We start from the raw sequence: 17,758 nt of genomic DNA on the forward strand, positions 1-17,758 counted from the left end.
TTCGATCCGTGCAAAGAAGGCATCGGCATCCACCTTCGTGACCCAGCGATGGGGGCCTTTCTTCGACGGTTTGACACGCGTGCGGCCAAACTCCTTGCCGGGTTTTACATTGACGCTGATGCGGGCGGGGACGGTTTCGAACATCTCCGGCGCGATCAGCCAGGCAATGGTGGAGGGATCATGCATCGGCACCTTGGTGCCGGGGCGGGCGCGGGCCTCCAGATTGTTGGCGGCGTTGAGCAGGGAGACCATCATGGCGGCGCGCTGGCCGGGGATGGCGGCGAGGCGCGCGATGCGATCCTCTGTGGCGCGGACCTGATGGGTGGCGTCGAGGCTGAGGATCGTGGCCGGGATGCCGGTGTCCAGCACGATGGCGGCGGCGTGGGGGTCTGCGAAGACATTGAATTCGGCAAAGCGCGTGATGTTGCCGCCTTCGGTATCGGCCCCGCCCATGATGACGATTTCGGCGATGGCGCGGGCGATCTCCGGCGCCATGACGAGGGCGCAGGCGATGTTGGTCATCGGGCCGGTGACGACCAGCGTGAGGCTGGCGTCGGGCATGAATTTCAGCTGGCGGATGATCTCGTCAACGGCATGGTCTGGTTTCAGCGGGACGTTTGGCTCGGTAATTTCGATGCCGTAGATGCCGCTTTCGCCGTGGAAGTCTTCGGCGGTGACGGGCGCGCGCAGCAGGGGGCGGGGGCAGCCGGCGAAGACCGGGATGTCCGGCCGGCCGAGCCGCTCGCAGACGAGGCGCGCATTGCGGCTGGTGAGGCGCAGGGGGACATTGCCGGCGACGGTGGTGATGGCGCGGACGTCTAGGCTGGGCGAGCCGAGGGCCATGATCAGCATGACGGCGTCGTCGATGCCGGGATCACAGTCGATCAGGAGGGGGCGGGGGCTGGTCACGCGGCGCGAGCTTTCAGGTCTTCAAGAATGGCCTGGACCTGGGGGGAGAGCGGGGGGCTTTCCAGGCTGACGCCGAGGGCTTCCATCGCCATGTCGGCGGTGACGCGGAGTTTCTTGCGGCCGGTGAGGCGGGCGACCATCGTGCTTTCGGCATGAACGCGGCCATCGGCGGCGATGAAGCTGTGCTGGAAGACGAGGCGGGTGCCCTCCCAGCCGGTGAGGCGGGTGTGGACCTCGAACTTCTGCGGATAGCGCAGCATGCGCAGATAGGCGAAGGATTCGTATTGGATCACGGGCAGCCAGCCGCGCTTGCGGAAGGCCTTCAGGGCGCCGGTGCGGCCCATATAGTTCATGATCGCCAGGTCAGTGAAGGAAGAGTAGCGCGAATTGGTCATGTGGCCCATCGGGTCCTGATCGCCCAGCCAGACGGCCGAGCGGATGATGTGCAGGTCCATCAGGTGCGTGTGGGCGCGGCTGAAGAAAGCCGGCAGGAAAATCCGAAGGAACCGGAAAAAGAGGTTCATGACCGAAGAACTCTACGCAAGACGATGTTCACAAGCCCCTAACAGCGCGCAAGGGGCGGGCATGTCTATGCGAAGCCTGTGCCGGAAAGGCAAGGCGCAGCGCGGCAGGGCCGGCGGGGCGGGGTGTTTACTCTGCCGGATGCGGCGCTGGCGCGGGCGCGGCGAGTTCTTCCTCGAGCTTGCGGGTCACATCGCCCGGCGAGCCTGTGCGGCGGGCGAGCAGCGTGTACGCCGTTGGCACAACGATCAGGGCCACGGTGACGGCAGCGAGTGAGCCGAAGAGGATCACGATGCCGATGGCGATGCGCGTTTCGGCGCCCGCGCCGCTGGTGATGATCAGCGGGACGGCGCCGGCCGCCGTGGTGAGGCCGGTCATCAGGATGGGGCGCAGGCGCGCGAGGGCGGCTTCCTTCAGGGCGGTATCGAAATCCTTGCCCTCGTCGCGCAGCTGGTTGGCGAACTCGACGATCAGAATGCCGTTCTTGGCCGCGATCCCAATCAGCATGATGAGGCCGATCTGGGTGTAGATGTTGAGGGTCTGCCCTGTCAGCCAGAGGCCGAAGAGGCCGCCGGCAAGGGTGGCGGGCACCGACAGCATGATCACCAGCGGATGGATCCAGCTTTCAAACTGGGCGGCGAGGACCAGGAAGACGATCAGGAGGCCAATGACGAAGACGAAGGCGATGGAGGCGCCGGCTGAGCGGAACTCCAGTGACTGGCCTTTGAAATCGATCGTGGCTTCGGTGGGCAGAACCTCGCGGGCAATACGCTCCATGCCGTCGAGCGCCGTGCCGAGGGTGACGCCGGGGGCGAGATCGGCATCGATGGTGATGGCGCGCACGCGGTTGTAGCGGTTAAGCGTCGGGCTGTCGGCAAAGGGCTGAAGCGTGATGACGCTGGAGAGGGGGATCAGCTCGCCGGAGCGGGCCGAGCGGACATAGATGTTCTGCACATCGGTGGGCGTGTTCTGCTCCGAGCGGATACCTTCGACGATGACATCATATTCCTCGCCATTGTCGAGATAGGTGGTCACGCGCCGCGAGCCGAGCATGGTTTCCAGCGTGGTGCCGATTTCGGCGACCGTGACGCCGAGGTCTGCGGCGCGCTCGTAATTGATCTGGATACGGTATTGCGGCTGGGTTTCCTTGTAATCCCAGTCGATGTCGACGATGCCGGGATTATCCGCTTCGATGGCGGCGAGGAAGATATCGCGCCAGACGACGAGATCCTCATAAGAGGGGCCGCCGATGACGAACTGGACAGGCTTGCCGCCGCCCCCGGCGAGGCCCTGGCGCATCATGGCGAAGCCGCGGATGCCGGGAAGGTCGGACAGTTTGCCGTTGATCTCGTTGATGATCTCGTCAGCCGGGCGGCGCTCGTCCCAGTCTGCCAGAACGGCCACGACGTTGCCCTGGTTATAGGCGGCGGCGGAACCAAAGCCTGGGGCACGGATGAGAAGGCGGCTGATTTCCCCCGATTCGGTGTAGGGCAGGAGCCGGCGCTCAATCTCGTCGAAATAGCGCTCCATATATTCGAAAGAGGCGCCTTCAGGACCACGGATCGACATGAAGAAGCTGCCGCGGTCTTCGCGGGGGGCATATTCGCTGTCCAGATCCTGGAAGAGGAACCAGCTGCCAGCCATGATGGCGAGCGTGGCGAGCGCGATGGCAATCGGCCGGCGGACCAAAAAGTCAAAGATGCGGGAATAGACGCTGCGGACCTTGTCAACGAAGCGGTCGATGCCCTGGATGAAGCCGGAGAGGGGGCCGGAGCGGGACTCGGCGTGGGGCTTCAGGATCTTGGACGCCAGCATCGGCGACATGGTGAGCGCCACGAGACTCGAGAATGCGACAGCAGCGGCAATCGTGACGGCAAATTCCGTGAACAGACGGCCGGTATTGCCCTCCATCAGCGTGATGGGAATGAACACGGCCATCAGGACCATGGTGGTGGCAATGACCGCGAAGCCGACCTGGCGGGCCCCATTGAAGGCCGCGACGAGGGGAGATTCGTTTTCTTCCTGCATCCGCCGGTGGATGTTCTCGAGCACGACGATGGCATCATCCACGAGCAGGCCGATGGCGAGCACGAGCGCGAGCAGGGTGAGCAGGTTCAACGTGAAGCCGAGACTGTAGAGCACGATGAAGGTGGCGATCACCGAAACCGGGACTGTGATGGCCGGAATGATTGTCGTGCGGAAGCTGCCGAGGAAGAGGAAGATGACGAGGGTGACAAGCACCACGGCGATGCCGAGCGTAGTCCATACCTCGCGGATGGAGGCCTCAATGAAGACAGAGCTGTCAAAGGCGCGGTAGAGTTGCATGCCATTTGGCAGGGTGGCGTTGAGTTCGTCGGCGAGCGCCTTGGCGCCGTTGGCAACTTCAACGGTGTTTGCAGTCGACTGTTTGACGATCCCGAGGCCGACCATCGGTTCGCCATTGCCCCGGAACATCGTGCGGTCGTCCACGGTGCCGCGTTCCACCCGGGCAACATCCCCGAGGCGGACGAGATAGCCTTCGCCCTGGGCGATCACGAGGCTGGCAAAATCCTCAGCGGTCCGGAAGGAGCGGTCAATGCGGAGCGTGTAGCTGACGGCGCCCGATTCCAGCGTGCCGGCCGGGGCTTCGACATTTTCTGCGCGCAGGGCCCGCTCGACGTCTCCGGCGGTCAGGCCACGCGCAGCCAGGGCCCGCCGGTCAAGCCAGACGCGCATGGCATAGTCACGGGCGCCGCCGACCTGGATACGGGCAACGCCGTCAATTGCCGAGAAGCGGTCGATCAAAAACCGGTTGGCATAGTCGGTGAGTTCCGGCGTGCTCATCTGCTCACTGGCGAAGTTCAGCCAGAGAATGACATCATCGTCAGCGTCGGCCTTTTGGACGTCGGGCGCATCCGCTTCGGGGGGTAGCCGGTTGGCTATGCTGGAGACGCGGTCGCGGACATCATTGGCGGCAGCGTCAATGTCGCGGTTGACGTCAAACTCGATCGAGATGTTGGCGCGGCCATCGCGCGAGCGCGAATTGATGAAGCGGACGCCGCCGATACCCGCGATGCGCTCTTCGATGACCTGGGTGATGCGGGTTTCAACAACCGAAGCCGAGGCGCCGGGATAATTGACACTGATCGAGACGACCGGCGGGTCGATGTCGGGAAACTCCCGCAGCGGCAGCCGCGAAAAGGACACGAGGCCAAAGACGATCAGGAGGATCGACAGGACAGAAGCGAAGACCGGCCGCTTTACCGAAGTGTCCGAAAGAATCATCGCCCTAATCCAGGTTTACGGCGGGGCCGTTCACGGCGCCGCTGCGGGCCGCAGGGGAGGGCTGAAGGATTTTTTCATCGAGGATGACAACCGGGGCGCCTTCCCGGACGCGGAGCGCGCCTTCGGTGATGACCATCTGGCCGGGGGTCAAGCCGGAGACGACCTCTACCCGGCCGTTATGGCGCAGGCCGGGTTCGATCTTCACCCGGCGGGCAACGGTTTGCGGGCCGCTGGAATCGGCGACCCAGACGAAGGTATCGGGGCCGCGCGGCTGAAGGGCGACTTCGGGAACGGACATGGCGCGGCGCGGCTCGGTCTGCAGGCCGACGGACATGTACATGCCCGACTTCAGGATGCCTGAGGGATTGGGCACCTTGGCACGTACACGGACGGAACGGGTGACCGGGTCGATGGCGTTGTCGATGGAGTCGACGGTGCCGGCGAAGACCTGGCCGGGCAGGTCGCCGGTATAGGCTTCAATCTCGAGGCCGGGACGCAGGACGCGGATGAAGGTGGAGGGGACGGCGAATTCCAGCCGCATGACGCTGTCGTCGATCAGGGTGGCGACGACATCGCCGGGGCGGATGAGCGAGCCAACACTGACACGGCGGAAGCCGAGCACGCCATCAAAGGGCGCCACCAGGACGCGGTCATTCTGGCGCGATTGCACGGCGCGCAGCTGGGAACTGGCGGTGCTGACATTGCGCCGGGCCATATCCAGCTCGGAGGAAGAAACAGCGCCCCGCTCGGCCAAAGGTTCGATGCGGGCAAGATCCTGACGGGCCTTGGCAAGGTCTGCCTCGGCCGTCTCGACAAGGGCAACCTGTTCGCGCTGGGCGAGCGAGAGGAGGGTCTTGCCCTTGGTCACGCGGTCGCCGTCCTCGAAATAGAGGGCCGTCACGCGGTCAGACGCGGTGAGGGTGAGGTCTACCCGCTCGTTGGGCTCGAGCGTGCCGATGGCTTCGACACGGTTGGTGAAGACCTGCTCGCGGGCCGGTTCGGCAAAGACGCTGCTCGGCGGGGGGCCGCCTTCCCGGCCGCCGGGGCCACCGCCGCGCTGCTGGGTGAGGGCGGGGGCCGCGATCAGCAGCACGGCCGCCAGGGCAGCGCCTGCGGTCTTGAACGGGTTCTTGCGGACGAGTTTCAGCATCGGGTTATCCTAATCCCGCCCGGAAGGCGGCGAGTTCTTCGTCGGTCCAGATGCCGCCCAGGCTTCGATAAGCGCGGACGGCGCGCCGGGCGGTTTCTGCCCGGTTGACCGCAAGGCGGTCTTCCGCGTCGAGCAGCGAGCGCTGCGCGTCGAGGACATTGAGGTAGCTGTCGAGCCCTTCCTGATATCTCAGGCGGGCCAGGTCATGGGCGCGGCGGGCCGAGGCGAGCGCGGCTTCAAGATCGGCCGTGCGGCGGTTTTCGGCGGCAAGATTGGTGAGCGCGGTCTCGGCATCAGCCAGGGCATCGAGCACCGTAGACTGATAATTCGCAACCAGGCGGCCCGTGCGGGCGTCAGCGGCATCAATATTGGCATAGACGCCGCGCAGGTCCGGTCCGGCCCAGCTGATGGCAGGGCCGAAATCGAAGCCGATGCTTTCATCGCTGAGCGCAACGCCGGTATTGCGCACCAGGCCCAGGAGGTTTGCGTTGAGCGTGATGCGCGGGAAGAGGTTGGCGCGGGCGGCTTCCCCGAGCGCCAGGGCAGCGCCGATCTGCGCCTCAGCCACGCGGATGTCGGGGCGGCGGCGGAGCAGCTCTTCGGGGGTGCCGGCGGCCAGGGGCGTGCTGAGGGCTGGGATAAGGCCGGGCGTGGCGGCGAGCTGCTCTACCAGCGGGTCGGCTGCGCTGGCCGGCGCGGCCGTCAGCGCGGCCAGGCGGCTGATGGCGGCTTCGCGGTCTGCCTCATAGACGGGCAGGGATGCCAGCGTTGTGCGATATTGGGATTCGGCCTGTTCAAGGTCCAGCTGGGTGGCGCGGCCATTGTCAACGAGGGTGCGGACAAGGTCGAGACCTTCCTCCTGGGTCCGAGCATTGCGGCGGCCGACTTCCAGCCGGGCTTCGGCGCCGCGGAGGTTTATGTAGGCCAGCGCAGTTTCCGAGGCGAGGGTAACGGCGATGTCCCGGCGCAGCTCGCGGGAGGCGGCGGTGTCGAACCGGGCAGCTTCTACAAGGGCGGCGATGCGGCCGAACGCGTCAAATTCCCAGCTGGCGGCGAGGGTGCCGGTGGCGCTGACATTGATCCGGTCGGCGGCGCTGCCGGTGGGGCGGGCGGCGGTGACGCCGGCGCGGCTGGTGGCGGTCGGGCTGGTGCCAAGCAGGGCAAGGCGCAGGGCGGCTTCCGCCTCGGCGACGGAAAAATCAGCCGCGCGCAGAGCCGGGGAGGCCTCAAGGGCGGCGTCCACCAGACTGGCCAGGATGGGATCGTTAAAGCCTGTCCACCAATCGGCGCTGACCGCTTCGGCGCTGGCGCCGGCCCGGAAGGCGTCTCCGGCCGCCGGGAGCGCTTCGGCAATGGGCCGCTCCGGCACAGAGGCGCAGCCCGCCATAATGAGCGCGAGCGCCGCCGCGCCAGACAGGCGCGCGTACCGGGAAACCATTCTTTCAGCCATCTTATTCCGAACTAGACGAACAACATTACCAATCAAGCCAACGGCCTGCAGTTTGCAGTTAACCTGCTGCGCGCTTCCTTAAACGAAAGAAGCCAAAGATTCCGTCTAAGCAGCTCTCACGTTTTCGTGATGTTTTTGCATGGGCGAGCCGCGAAATACGCTCTGGCGCGCGGAAATTCCGCTTCGCCTCTAGCGTATTAGCTGCCCAAACCTTAGCTACGGGGCAGCCCGTCTACAATGAGATTTTGCCCGCCGTGACGCAGAAGAGGAGATCCGGACGCTGTTTGAGTCTGTGAACATTGCCATCCTGATCGGCGCAGCGCTGGTGTCGCTGGCCGCTCTGACGAGCCTGGTGTCGCAGCGCTTCGGCGCGCCCCTGCTGCTCGTCTTCCTCGGGATCGGCCTGCTTGCGGGCGAAGACGGACTTCTGGGCATCGAGTTCGACAGCGGATCGGTGGCCTATTTCATTGGCTCGCTGGCGCTGGCGATCATTCTCTTCGACAGCGGTTTCGAGACACCGATGCGCAGCTACCGGGTGGCGGCGGCGCCGGCGCTGAGCCTGGCGACGTTCGGGGTGCTCCTGACCGCCGGCGTAACCGGGGGGGCAGCGCATTTCCTGTTCGGGATCGGCTGGCTTGAAGCGTTCCTGCTGGGATCGATCGTGGCGTCCACGGATGCGGCGGCGGTGTTCTTCCTGCTCAGGGCAGGGGGCATACGCCTGCGCGAGAAGGTCGGCTCGACCCTCGAGATCGAATCCGGGGCCAACGACCCGATGGCGATCTTCCTCACCATCCTGCTGATCGAGCTGATCGCGGCCAATGCGGGCGCCGGCGCGCTGTTCGGCTTTGAAGTCCTGACCACCTTCATCCAGCAGATGGGCCTCGGCATCCTGTTCGGCATCGTCGGCGGCTTCGGGATTGCCTGGCTGCTCAACCAGCTGGTGAACCTGGATCCCGGCCTCTACCCGATTTCGGGGCTGGCTGCGGCGCTGGTCGTGTTTGCCGTCTGCGCCCTGTTTGGCGGCAGCGGATTTCTGGCGGCCTATGTGGCGGGGGTAGTGGCCGGAAATCGCAAGGTGCGGTTTGCCCAGAGGCTGCGGCGCTTTCAGGTGGGCATGACCTGGCTGGCGCAGATCGGCATGTTCCTGGCGCTTGGCCTCCTGGCCACCCCGTCGGAGTTCCCGCAGATCCTGATTCCGGCGCTGGTGCTTTCGGCGGTCCTGATCTTTGTGGCCCGGCCGGTGGCGGTATGGCTCTGCCTGCTGCCGTTTGAGTTCAAGTCGCGTGAGACCGCCTTTACCAGCTGGGTCGGCCTGCGGGGGGCTGTCTCCATCCTGCTGGCGATCCTGCCGGGGCTGGCGGGCCTCGAGAATGGCAGCTTCTATTTCAACGTCGTGTTCGTGATGGTGCTGGTCTCGCTGCTGGTACAGGGGTGGACCCTGCAGCCGGTGGCGAAGCTTCTGAAGATGAGCCTGCCGTCCGAGCAGGGGCTGGTAGACCGGGTGGAGCTGGAACTGCGCGGGGCGACCGAGATGGAACTCGTCGGCTACAAGATCCACCCCGACAGCGCCATCGCCAGAGGCGAACGCGTGCCCCGCTGGGCAAGGCCGGTGATGGTGATCCGGGACGGGCTTTCCTATTCGGTCCACACAATCGGGCCGCTTCAGGCCAATGACCAGGTCTATCTCTTTGCCTCGGCCCGCCGCATCCGTCTGCTGGACCAGATCTATGCCAGCCCCTGGGATGAAATGACGACGGAGTCCGACATACAGTTTCGCGTCAAGGGCGCCACCCGGATGGCTGACCTTGTGCGCCAGTATGGGCTGGAGGACATTGATGCCAGCGAGGGCGTCACGGCCGGACAGTTTCTGGAACGGTCTTTCAGCGGCAATCCCGTGGTGGGCGACCGGGTGTCGGCGGGGGCGGTGGATATTGTCGTCTGCGCGCTTGACGATGCCGGCGGGGTGGCCACGGTCGGCATCGTGATCGACGAGGAAGACCCCGGCGCGGCGGCGCTGGCCGCCGATTTGCTGCGGCGGGCAGGGGCACGGCTTGGCGCCTTTTTCCGCCGTCCGAAGATCGCGGCCCCCGGCTCCGGCGAGAGCCGTCCGTCAAAGGATGTTAGTGGCCATTCCTGAGGCTCCTTGAACGTGTAGCACGCCTTGGCGGAAGCCATATATTTTCGCCTCAAATCTACACAAAAATTAGTAGGTATACGGATGTTAACTCCTGAGTAAGAGTTCTGCCGATGCGCTCTTCGATCGCACTCTCTTTACTCCGAGCGGTTGAGTGCGGCGACGGATTGGGTCAAAAGTATATTATTTTCAGAGGATTGGCCTTCGCATAGGTAGGTTCCCTTAGGCAGCGGGAACAAAGGTGAGGCGGGCGCCCGCCCGGCGAGGCTGTTGCTGATCCATTATTCGGCGAGGGGTGTTGCAGCGGCGCTACGTCTCAAAACCCTGACAATAATGTAATAAAAGCGTCGCGCACCCTCACTAATCGGCGCCTCGTTAACTGGGGCAATTTCCCGCCCCAGGTTCATCGCCTTGAGGGGGCATTCATGTCAGTGCGCAATTCGGTTTCGTTTCTAGCTTTGTCAGGTCTGCTGGCCGCAGGCGCAATTGCTCTGCCGGCTTCGGCGCAGGAAGTTCTTGGCGGCCGCGTCGTGGATGCCAATGGCGCGCCTCTGCCTGGGGCCCGCGTCACCGTTGCCGAAACGGGAACGTCAACCTCCACCAATCGCCAGGGTGAATTCACCCTGCCGTCGGTTCCGGCAGGCCCGCTGACCGTGCGCGTCGAATACATGGGTTTTCCGAATGCGGACAAGGCCGTGGATGTCGTTGCCGGCACGCCGTCGATGATCATCGTGACGCTGGGCGATGACGCCCGCGAGCTGGAGCGCGTGGTTGTCCAGGGCGCCATTCTTGACGGTCAGGCGCGCGCGCTCAACCAGCAACGCACCGCTTCCAACACGACCTCCATCGTTTCTTCCGATGCCATCGGCCGCTTCCCCGACTACAACGTCGCCGAAGCGCTGCAGCGGGTTCCGGGTTTCGCAATTTCACGCGATCAGGGCGAGGGCCGCACGATCAACCTGCGCGGGGCCCCTTCCGATTTCACGGCCATCACGGTGGACGGGGTTGCCATCGCTTCCCCCAACGCGACGACCCGCGCTGTGGACCTCGACACGGTCCCGTCCGATATCGTCAGCGCAATCGAAGTTTCCAAGACGCTGCTGCCCAATCAGGACGCCGACTCCATCGCCGGATCGGTCAATCTCGTGACGCGGTCCGCCTTTGACCGCCGGGGCCCGCACGCCTCGCTCGATATCGGCGTGAGCCAGAACGAAATCGACAGCAAGGCAGACTATAAAGGCTCGGCCCGCGTTTCAAATACCTTCGGCCGTGACGAGCAGTTTGGCTTCCTCGCCTCTGCCAGCTACTCGGTTGCCGACCGCTCGCTTGACAATATCGAGAACGCATGGGTCCGCCTGGATGATGGCAGCTTTGCCGTCGAGCAGGTTCTGTTCAAGGATTATGATACCAAGCGCACCCGCCAGTCCTACACCGGTGCCTTCGATTTCCGCCCTTCCGATCTTGCGAAATACTATGTGCGCGGATCATACTCCAAGTTTGAAGACGACGAGTACCGCAACCAGCTGCTGCTGCAGTTGAGCGAAGGCACGCTTCAGCCGGGCAATACTGATCTGACCGGTACCTGGGTGAACCCGCGCATCGAGAAAGAGCTGCGTCACCGCACCGTTGAAAATGAAATTTCCACCGTCTCGGCGGGCGGGGAGAACATTTTCTCCGGCATGACGGTTGACTACCAGCTGAGCTTCAACACCTCGGAATCGTCCTATCCTCAGCGTGATCAGCTGCTTTTCCGCTCCAGCCAGCGGCCAACGATCAGCTATGATTATACCGATGCGAAGAACCCGCAGATCTCCCTGTTCGACACCAACCAGCACCTGAATTTCGGCGCGTTCGCATTCCGCCAGCTGGATACTCGCGCAGAAGCTCAGAAGACGGATGAATGGGCCGCGCGTGTCAACTTCACCGTGCCGTCGGAACTGTTTGGCAACGCTGCCGAATACCGGTTTGGCGCTGCATATCGCGACCGGGAAGTGACCCGCGATGACAACCGCTGGCGGTCGCGCGACGCCGGCCTGGCTCCTACCCAGACACTGGCGCAGCTTCAGTCGGCCGAACAGTCGAAGAATTTTGACTACAACCTCGGTTTCAAACTGGATCGCCAGGCGGTTGACTCCTATCTCGCCAGCATCAAGGCGAGACTCCTGACGGACGGCAACCGCCGCGTTTCCCAGTCTATCGAGACCGACTTTACTGCCGAGGAAACGATTACGGCCGTTTACGGCATGGCTGACTTTGCCTATGGCAACACGGACATCATTGCCGGCCTGCGCGTTGAGCAGACCGACTTCTCCTCGACGGCCTTCCGCTTCAATACGGCCACGGAGACGGCCACGCCGCTGGAAAATTCCAACGACTATACGACGGTCTTCCCGAACCTGACGCTTCGCCACGAATTCGGCGAAAACCTGGTCGGCCGCCTCGCTCTGACGCGCGGCATCAATCGTCCGTCCTACCCGGATGTGGTGGCGCGCATTTCGGCAGGCGACACGCCTCCGCTGACGGTCGACCGTGGCAATCCGGACCTGAAGCCGACGCTTTCGAACAATTTCGATGCTGGCCTTGAATACTACCTGCCCAATCTCGGCATCATCGCCGTGAACGGCTTCTACAAGCAGCTGGAAGACTTTGCCTACACCAACCGGATCACCGGCGCCGTGTTCGAAGGGGCGCCTGCGACGATCATCGAAGTGCGCAACTCGGATGAGGGCTATATTGCCGGGGTCGAGTTCAACTGGGCACAGAACTTCAATTTCTCCGGTGTTCCGGGTACGTTCGGTATCATTGCCAACGTCACACTGACCGATTCGGAAGTGAAGCTCGGTTCTGCGGCGACGAGCGGCCGGTCGAAGGCCCCGCTGGAAGGCCAGTCGGACTATGTCGGCAACCTTGCCGTCTTCTGGGAGAATGAGCGCGCCAACATCCGTCTCTCCTACAATGATCGCGGCGACTATGTGGACGCGCTCAATCTGGACGACCCGGCGCTGGATCTCTACTGGCAGGGCCGCGATCAGCTCGACCTGTCGGCGTCCTATGAGTTCACGCCGCAATTCGAGATGTATCTTGAGGCGAAGAACCTGACGGATACCGAAGGTCTGCGCTATTTCGGTTCCACCAGCCGCGTATATGAGCGTGAACGGTTCGGCCGCACGGCCTTCCTGGGCGCCCGTCTCAAATACTGAGACGTGACATGGTCAGCCAGCTGACCATGACCCAATGCAGGACGCCGCAGGAACGGCGCTCTTGATTCAGTGAGCTGGCCCCGGCAGAAAGCCGGGGCCAATTGCTTTCAAAGAGGGTGAAGCACCCGGACACTCAAACAGGATGAAACTCATGTATAAACACCTTGTAACGGCGCTTGGCGCGCTGAGCCTGGCAGCCTGCGCCCATTCGGGCCCGGCCAGTGCAGAGGGGCGCAGCGCCGGTTTCGCGGTGGTGGGGGATACGGGCTATATTCCGTCCTATGAGCGTCTTGACGAAGATGAGGCGCCGCATCGGACCTTGAGCGAATATCTCGCCGCGCAGGCGGAGGATTGGCTGAAGCGCAATCCCGACATGACCGGCTTCCGGCCGACACCCTGGGTGTTTGAATCGGCGATTGGCGGCTATATTGATGCCAGCGGCATGTATCCGGTGGCCTATGCGGCCGATGAGGTCTGCCGCACGCTCGGCTGTGATTTTGCCGCGATGGTGGGCGACAACATCTATCCCGATGGCGCGACGCTCGGCGCCGACGGCATTTCCGATGAGCGGCGCTTCCAGGATATGCTCGACCGGCCTTATGGGAAGCTGGGGGAGGGCGTGGAGAATTTCACGATCTACGCCATGATGGGCAATCATGACTGGCGCGTCTCGCGCGAGGCGACCGTGGCGCAGATGGCGTATTTCCAGCAGCATCCGAATTTCACGATGCCGGATTTCTTCTACCGGGCCGTGCCGGCCGGGATGGAAGGCTTTGTCGAGATTTTCGTAATCGATACCGAGATGCTGCTGGCAAGCACGCAGGTGCACAAGAACAATCTGGATGCTGAGGGCCGTGAAGTCCGCACCGGCAAGATGGAAGCGTGGGATGATTTCGTAAAGCCCGCCACCGAGGGCGAGAAACGCATGGTCGAATGGCTGGAGGAGTCTCTGGCCGCGTCAAAGGCGCACTGGAAGATCGTGATCGGGCATCATGCGGTATGGTCGGGCGGGGGCACCAAGTTCGAAAAGGCCCATTCGCTGCGCGCGCTCTACATGAACTCTGTCTGCAAGTATGCTGACGCCTATATCTCGGGCGATGATCACATGATGGAAGTGTATACGGATGATTGCCGCAGCGAAGGGGTTTCGGGCGCTCCGGTGCTGCCGGCGCTGGTTTCAGGCGCAGGGTCCAAATACCGCCCGCTGCATCCCAAGTTTATGGCCAATCAGCTGGCCGCCAATCCGGGGCTTGCCAATCCCTTCTCGAAGGGCGCGCTGTGGGGCTTCATGCATATCGGTCTGGATGAAGAAGACATGACGGTGCGGGTCTATTCGACACCGGAGGATATGTCCGGGCGGCCGATTCAGGAGACGGCGCTGACGTTCAAACGCCGGTCTCATCTGGCAGGCAAATGAGGCGGACATGAAATAAGCCCCCGGAGATCATCCGGGGGCTTTTTTCAGGCCGGGAGACGTTCGAAGCGGCCATTGTTGAAATCGTCAATGGCCTGGTGGATTTCGGCCTCCGTGTTCATCACGAAGGGGCCATGGCCCACGATCGGTTCCCCCAGAGGCTCGCCTGTCAGGACAAGGAGCGTGGTGTCGCCATCGGCATGGATTTTGACGTCCGTGCCTTCCCGCCTGAGCAGCAGCACTTCGGCCTCTCCGGCCTGCTGACTGCCGTTCACCGTGATGTGGCCGTTCAGCACGACCAGCATCGATGTGTGGCTTTCGGGCAGGGGGAGGGAAAACTCCGCATCCCGGTCAAGACGCACATCCCAGACATTCACGGGCGTGAAGGTTCTGGCCGGCCCCCTGGCGCCGTAGAGCTCTCCGGCAATGATCCGCGCCCTGGCCATATGGCCGGGAAGGTCCACAACCGGAATATCGGACGAGACGATACCCTGATAGCCAGCCGGCGCCATCTTGTCCCTGGACGGAAGATTGACCCAGAGCTGGACCATCTTGAACGGGCCGCCTGTCTTGGCAAAGCTCGGCGAGTGATACTCCTCGTGAATGATCCCGCCTGCGGCCGTCATCCATTGGACATCGCCGGGCCCGATGACGCCGCCATTGCCGGCGGAGTCGCGGTGTTCCACTTCGCCGTCATAGACGATGGTGACGGTTTCAAAGCCGCGATGGGGGTGCTGGCCAACGCCGCGCCGCTGCATGGTCGGAGCGAACACATAGGGGCCGCCATAGTCCAGCAGAAGGAACGGGCTCGCATGCTCGCCGAGCGAGTGATACGAAAAGAGCGAGCGGACGGGAAAACCATCGCCGACCCAGTGGCCCTGATTGTTGCCGAAGCGGCCGAGAACTGTCTTGCTCATGAGCTGGCCTCCTTGTGATTGCGCCAGCCTGAAGGGTCAGGTTGGCCTGCGCAGCATGTTGGCCTGAAGATAGGGATGCAGGCGCCTCATGAAAGGGCTCTCAGGCCCGCAGAATAATGCGGTTCCTGCATAACACTTCTCTGAAGGTGCGCATTTTCCGGGACGTGGCGGCGGCAGATCAGAAATTCACGCGATTGGAGACTGCTCCGTCCACGATCAGGTTGGCGCCGGTGGTGTAGGAGGAGGCCGGGCTGGCGAGAAAGACCGCAGCGTTGGCGATTTCCTGCGGGGTGGCGCAGCGGCCGGTGGGGTTGCGGGCGTTCGCCTGGGCAAAGAAATCCGGCGCATTGGTTTTCACCGTGTGCCAGACGCCGCCCTCGAAGAAGACCATGCCGGGCGAGACGACGTTGACCCGGATGCCGGCCTTTGCGTGTTGGCGGGCGAGGCCCTTGGCCATGTGGATCAGGGCGGCCTTGATCGGGCCGTAGGAGTCGCCCCGGTCGGCCATGGCGGCGGAGATCGACGAGATGATGACGAAGGCTGCGTCGCCAGAAGCTTTTGCGGACGCAGCAAGCAGGGGCTCAGCCGTCTCGAAGGCGTTGACGGCGGCGAGCACGTCCAGCTTGAAGTTGGATTCCCAGGCGGCGACATCATTGCCCTGTGCCATGGCGCCGGCGTTCGAGATGAGAATGTCGAGCCCGCCGAGCTCGCTGGCTGCTGCCGCAATCCAGGCCTTGAGGGCGGCCCCGTCAGTGACATCCACCGACGCGCCGGTGGCATTGACGCCGAGGGCCTTGAGCTCGGCTACGGCAGCGGTGACCTGATCGGCATTGCGCGCGCAGACGGCGACATTGGCGCCTTCCTTTGCCAGTGTATCGGCAATCGCCCGGCCAATGCCGCGCGTGCCGCCCAGAATGATGGCATTCTTCCCCTTGAGGCCGAGATCCATGATATTTCCTTCCCTTGAGTGTCTGCAGGCGACCCTAGGAGGGAAACGCGCAGCGGCCAATGGGCGGGGTGGATCTGCAGAAGGGGGGAAACTGGCGCACCCAAGAGGATTTGAACCTCTGACCTTTGCCTTCGGAGGGCAACGCTCTATCCAGCTGAGCTATGGGTGCAGGCCGAGGCCGGTGTTTAGGCGAAGCCGGGGGGCTGTGCAACCGGCTTTGCCTGATGCCGGGCATAGACGGGCAGGGCAGGGGCTCTCTATGGTGCCGGGAAATTATAGATGACCTCACTGGAAAGGTTTCCATGGCCATGAAGCTGCCTTTTGCCCGATCCCTGCTTGCCGGCTGCGCCGCGCTTTTTCTGGTGGCCTGCCAGCCCGCCGACACTGAGGCCAAGGCAACAGTGGAAGGCGGCGCGCCGGGGGCGGAAGCCTGTGATGTGTCCAGGCGGGCCGAGCTGCGCCAGGTCCGGCCGGAGCTGGAAGCTGCCGCCCTGGAGGCTGCCAGGGCGAGCCGGGGCAGCGGGGCGCCTGCGCTCTGGACGCTGCGCGACGAAGACACGACCATCCATTTCCTGGGCACGGTTCACTTGCTGCGCCCGGAGCTCAACTGGATGTCGCCCGAGATAGAGGCGGCGGTCGCGAGTGCCGACACTATTGTGTTTGAGGCCGACACGACCAGCCCCGAGGCGCAGCGGGAGCTGATGAAGTTCTACACTACGCAGGGCTTTTTCACTGACGGGACACAGCTGACCCATTTTCTCTCGGAAAGCGAGACGGCCGACCTGAAGGCCGCGCTGGAAACGGTGGGCCTGCCGGTTGAAGCCCTGCTGCCTCACCGGCCCTGGATGGCGGCGGTCAATATCTCGGTGACCCAGATGCTGGATGAAGGATTTGATCCGGAATCGGGGGTGGAGAAGGTGATCGAGCGGGCGGCGCTGGCGCATGGGGCCGGTTTTGCCTTCCTGGAGACAGTGGAGCAGCAACTCGGCGGCCTGGCAGGTCTTGGCTATTGCGAACAGGTCGACTTCCTGATGGCCACAGTCGATGGCATTGGGGAAGGCGCGGGCGCGCTGGACCTGCTGGTCGAGGAGTGGGCCGATGGCGATGTGCATGGCATCGGTGTGCTGATGGCCAATCCGGAGATGCTGGGCTCCCAGCCGATCTATGATGTGATGATGACCGACCGGAACGCCCGCTGGGTGCCCCAGATCACGGCGATGCTGGACGAGCCGGGAACGGTTCTGGTCGCCGTCGGCGCCGGGCACCTTGCCGGCAAGGACAGCGTGATCGAGATGCTCCGCGCCGAGGGGTATGAGGTGACTGGCCCCTGAGCAGCGGCGACCTGCGCCGTTTCACGCCTTGCGCATCAGCTTGCCGGTCTTTGACACGGTGCTACCGCATGCGCTGCATGTCCAACCGCCCCAGAGAGCCTGGCCGACTGTCTTTGGGGCGCGGATTGCGGGGAGCGGATGGGCGCAGACAGGGCAGGACTGGGCGCTCAGATCGATGGCCCATGGGTCGGGCGCCGAAAGGCTGACCCCGATCGTTGCGCCGCCCTTGAAGCGCACGCCATGCCGGGTGAGGCCGTTATAGATCTCTTCGCGGCTTGATCCGCTGATATCCTTGCCGCTTTCAAAATTGCGCAGGGTTGCGACGCCGATGTCGAGCACTTTGGCGAGTTCTTCGGCGGTAACGCCGAGCAGGGCGCGGGCGGCCTTTACATGGTTCGGTGTGAGCTGTTCGGATTTGAAGCGTGACATGCGGCGACCTCTTGTTTATATTTTTTATATGGACTCCGGCGGAGGGCGCACAAGGATTTCTGATATAAAAAATATAAGTTTGGGTCTCG

The 17,758-nt window shown here is 63.5% G+C and carries 12 protein-coding genes and 1 tRNA gene; 4 read left to right on the forward strand and 9 right to left on the reverse strand.

The window, feature by feature from the left end; genetic code table 11:
- The 5 genes from C0456_RS13040 to C0456_RS13060 form a co-directional block, all read right to left on the reverse strand.
- On the reverse strand, positions 1 to 909 hold a 909-nt coding region (locus C0456_RS13040), incomplete at its 3' end, for a nucleoside hydrolase (RefSeq protein ID WP_291052792.1).
- Positions 906 to 1,433 carry an acyl-CoA thioesterase gene (locus tag C0456_RS13045; RefSeq protein ID WP_291052794.1) on the reverse strand — a complete coding sequence of 176 codons (528 nt, stop codon included), beginning with the start codon at positions 1,431 to 1,433 and terminating at the stop codon, positions 906 to 908. The genes C0456_RS13040 and C0456_RS13045, both read right to left, overlap by 4 nt.
- Positions 1,434 to 1,560: 127 nt before the next feature.
- Entirely contained in the window at positions 1,561 to 4,695 is a 3,135-nt protein-coding gene (locus C0456_RS13050) for an efflux RND transporter permease subunit (protein WP_291052796.1), read from the reverse strand.
- Positions 4,696 to 4,699: 4 nt separating this feature from the next.
- A complete protein-coding gene (locus tag C0456_RS13055; protein ID WP_291052798.1) occupies positions 4,700 to 5,845 on the reverse strand; it encodes an efflux RND transporter periplasmic adaptor subunit in 1,146 nt (381 codons plus the stop codon).
- A 4-nt stretch (positions 5,846 to 5,849) separates the two neighbouring features.
- The gene (locus C0456_RS13060) at positions 5,850 to 7,283 is read right to left on the reverse strand and encodes a TolC family protein (RefSeq protein ID WP_291052801.1); all 1,434 of its coding nucleotides are present in this window, start codon (positions 7,281 to 7,283) and stop codon (positions 5,850 to 5,852) included.
- Between the two features lie 304 nt (positions 7,284 to 7,587).
- Here C0456_RS13060 and C0456_RS13065 point away from each other — a divergent pair, with 304 nt between their 5' ends.
- The 3 genes from C0456_RS13065 to C0456_RS13075 all read left to right on the forward strand — a co-directional run bounded on the left by C0456_RS13065 (position 7,588) and on the right by C0456_RS13075 (position 14,046).
- A complete protein-coding gene (locus C0456_RS13065) occupies positions 7,588 to 9,432 on the forward strand; it encodes a potassium/proton antiporter (protein WP_291052803.1) in 1,845 nt (614 codons plus the stop codon).
- A 422-nt stretch (positions 9,433 to 9,854) separates the two neighbouring features.
- Positions 9,855 to 12,629, forward strand: coding sequence for a TonB-dependent receptor (locus C0456_RS13070; protein ID WP_291052805.1), 2,775 nt, complete (start codon positions 9,855 to 9,857; stop codon positions 12,627 to 12,629).
- A gap of 142 nt (positions 12,630 to 12,771) precedes the next feature.
- A complete protein-coding gene (locus C0456_RS13075) occupies positions 12,772 to 14,046 on the forward strand; it encodes a metallophosphoesterase (RefSeq protein ID WP_291052807.1) in 1,275 nt (424 codons plus the stop codon).
- Positions 14,047 to 14,090: 44 nt separating this feature from the next.
- On the opposite strand, the gene C0456_RS13080 is transcribed toward C0456_RS13075, so the two are convergent.
- The 3 genes from C0456_RS13080 to C0456_RS13090 form a co-directional block, all read right to left on the reverse strand.
- Positions 14,091 to 14,960 carry a pirin family protein gene (locus C0456_RS13080; RefSeq protein WP_291052810.1) on the reverse strand — a complete coding sequence of 290 codons (870 nt, stop codon included), beginning with the start codon at positions 14,958 to 14,960 and terminating at the stop codon, positions 14,091 to 14,093.
- A 178-nt stretch (positions 14,961 to 15,138) separates the two neighbouring features.
- Complete coding sequence (locus tag C0456_RS13085) at positions 15,139 to 15,909, reverse strand: SDR family oxidoreductase (protein WP_291052813.1); 771 nt, start codon at positions 15,907 to 15,909, stop codon at positions 15,139 to 15,141.
- Positions 15,910 to 16,001: 92 nt separating this feature from the next.
- A tRNA-Arg gene (locus C0456_RS13090) sits at positions 16,002 to 16,078 on the reverse strand.
- Positions 16,079 to 16,211: 133 nt separating this feature from the next.
- Here C0456_RS13090 and C0456_RS13095 point away from each other — a divergent pair.
- Positions 16,212 to 17,240, forward strand: coding sequence for a TraB/GumN family protein (locus C0456_RS13095; protein ID WP_291052815.1), 1,029 nt, complete (start codon positions 16,212 to 16,214; stop codon positions 17,238 to 17,240).
- Positions 17,241 to 17,261: 21 nt separating this feature from the next.
- Here C0456_RS13095 and C0456_RS13100 read toward each other — a convergent pair whose 3' ends face one another.
- On the reverse strand, positions 17,262 to 17,669 hold the full coding sequence (locus tag C0456_RS13100) for a helix-turn-helix transcriptional regulator (RefSeq protein WP_291052817.1): 408 nt from the start codon (positions 17,667 to 17,669) through the stop codon (positions 17,262 to 17,264).
- Positions 17,670 to 17,758 lie beyond the last annotated feature (89 nt).

Source organism: Hyphomonas sp., from assembly GCF_013823385.1.
Classification (GTDB): domain Bacteria; phylum Pseudomonadota; class Alphaproteobacteria; order Caulobacterales; family Hyphomonadaceae; genus Hyphomonas.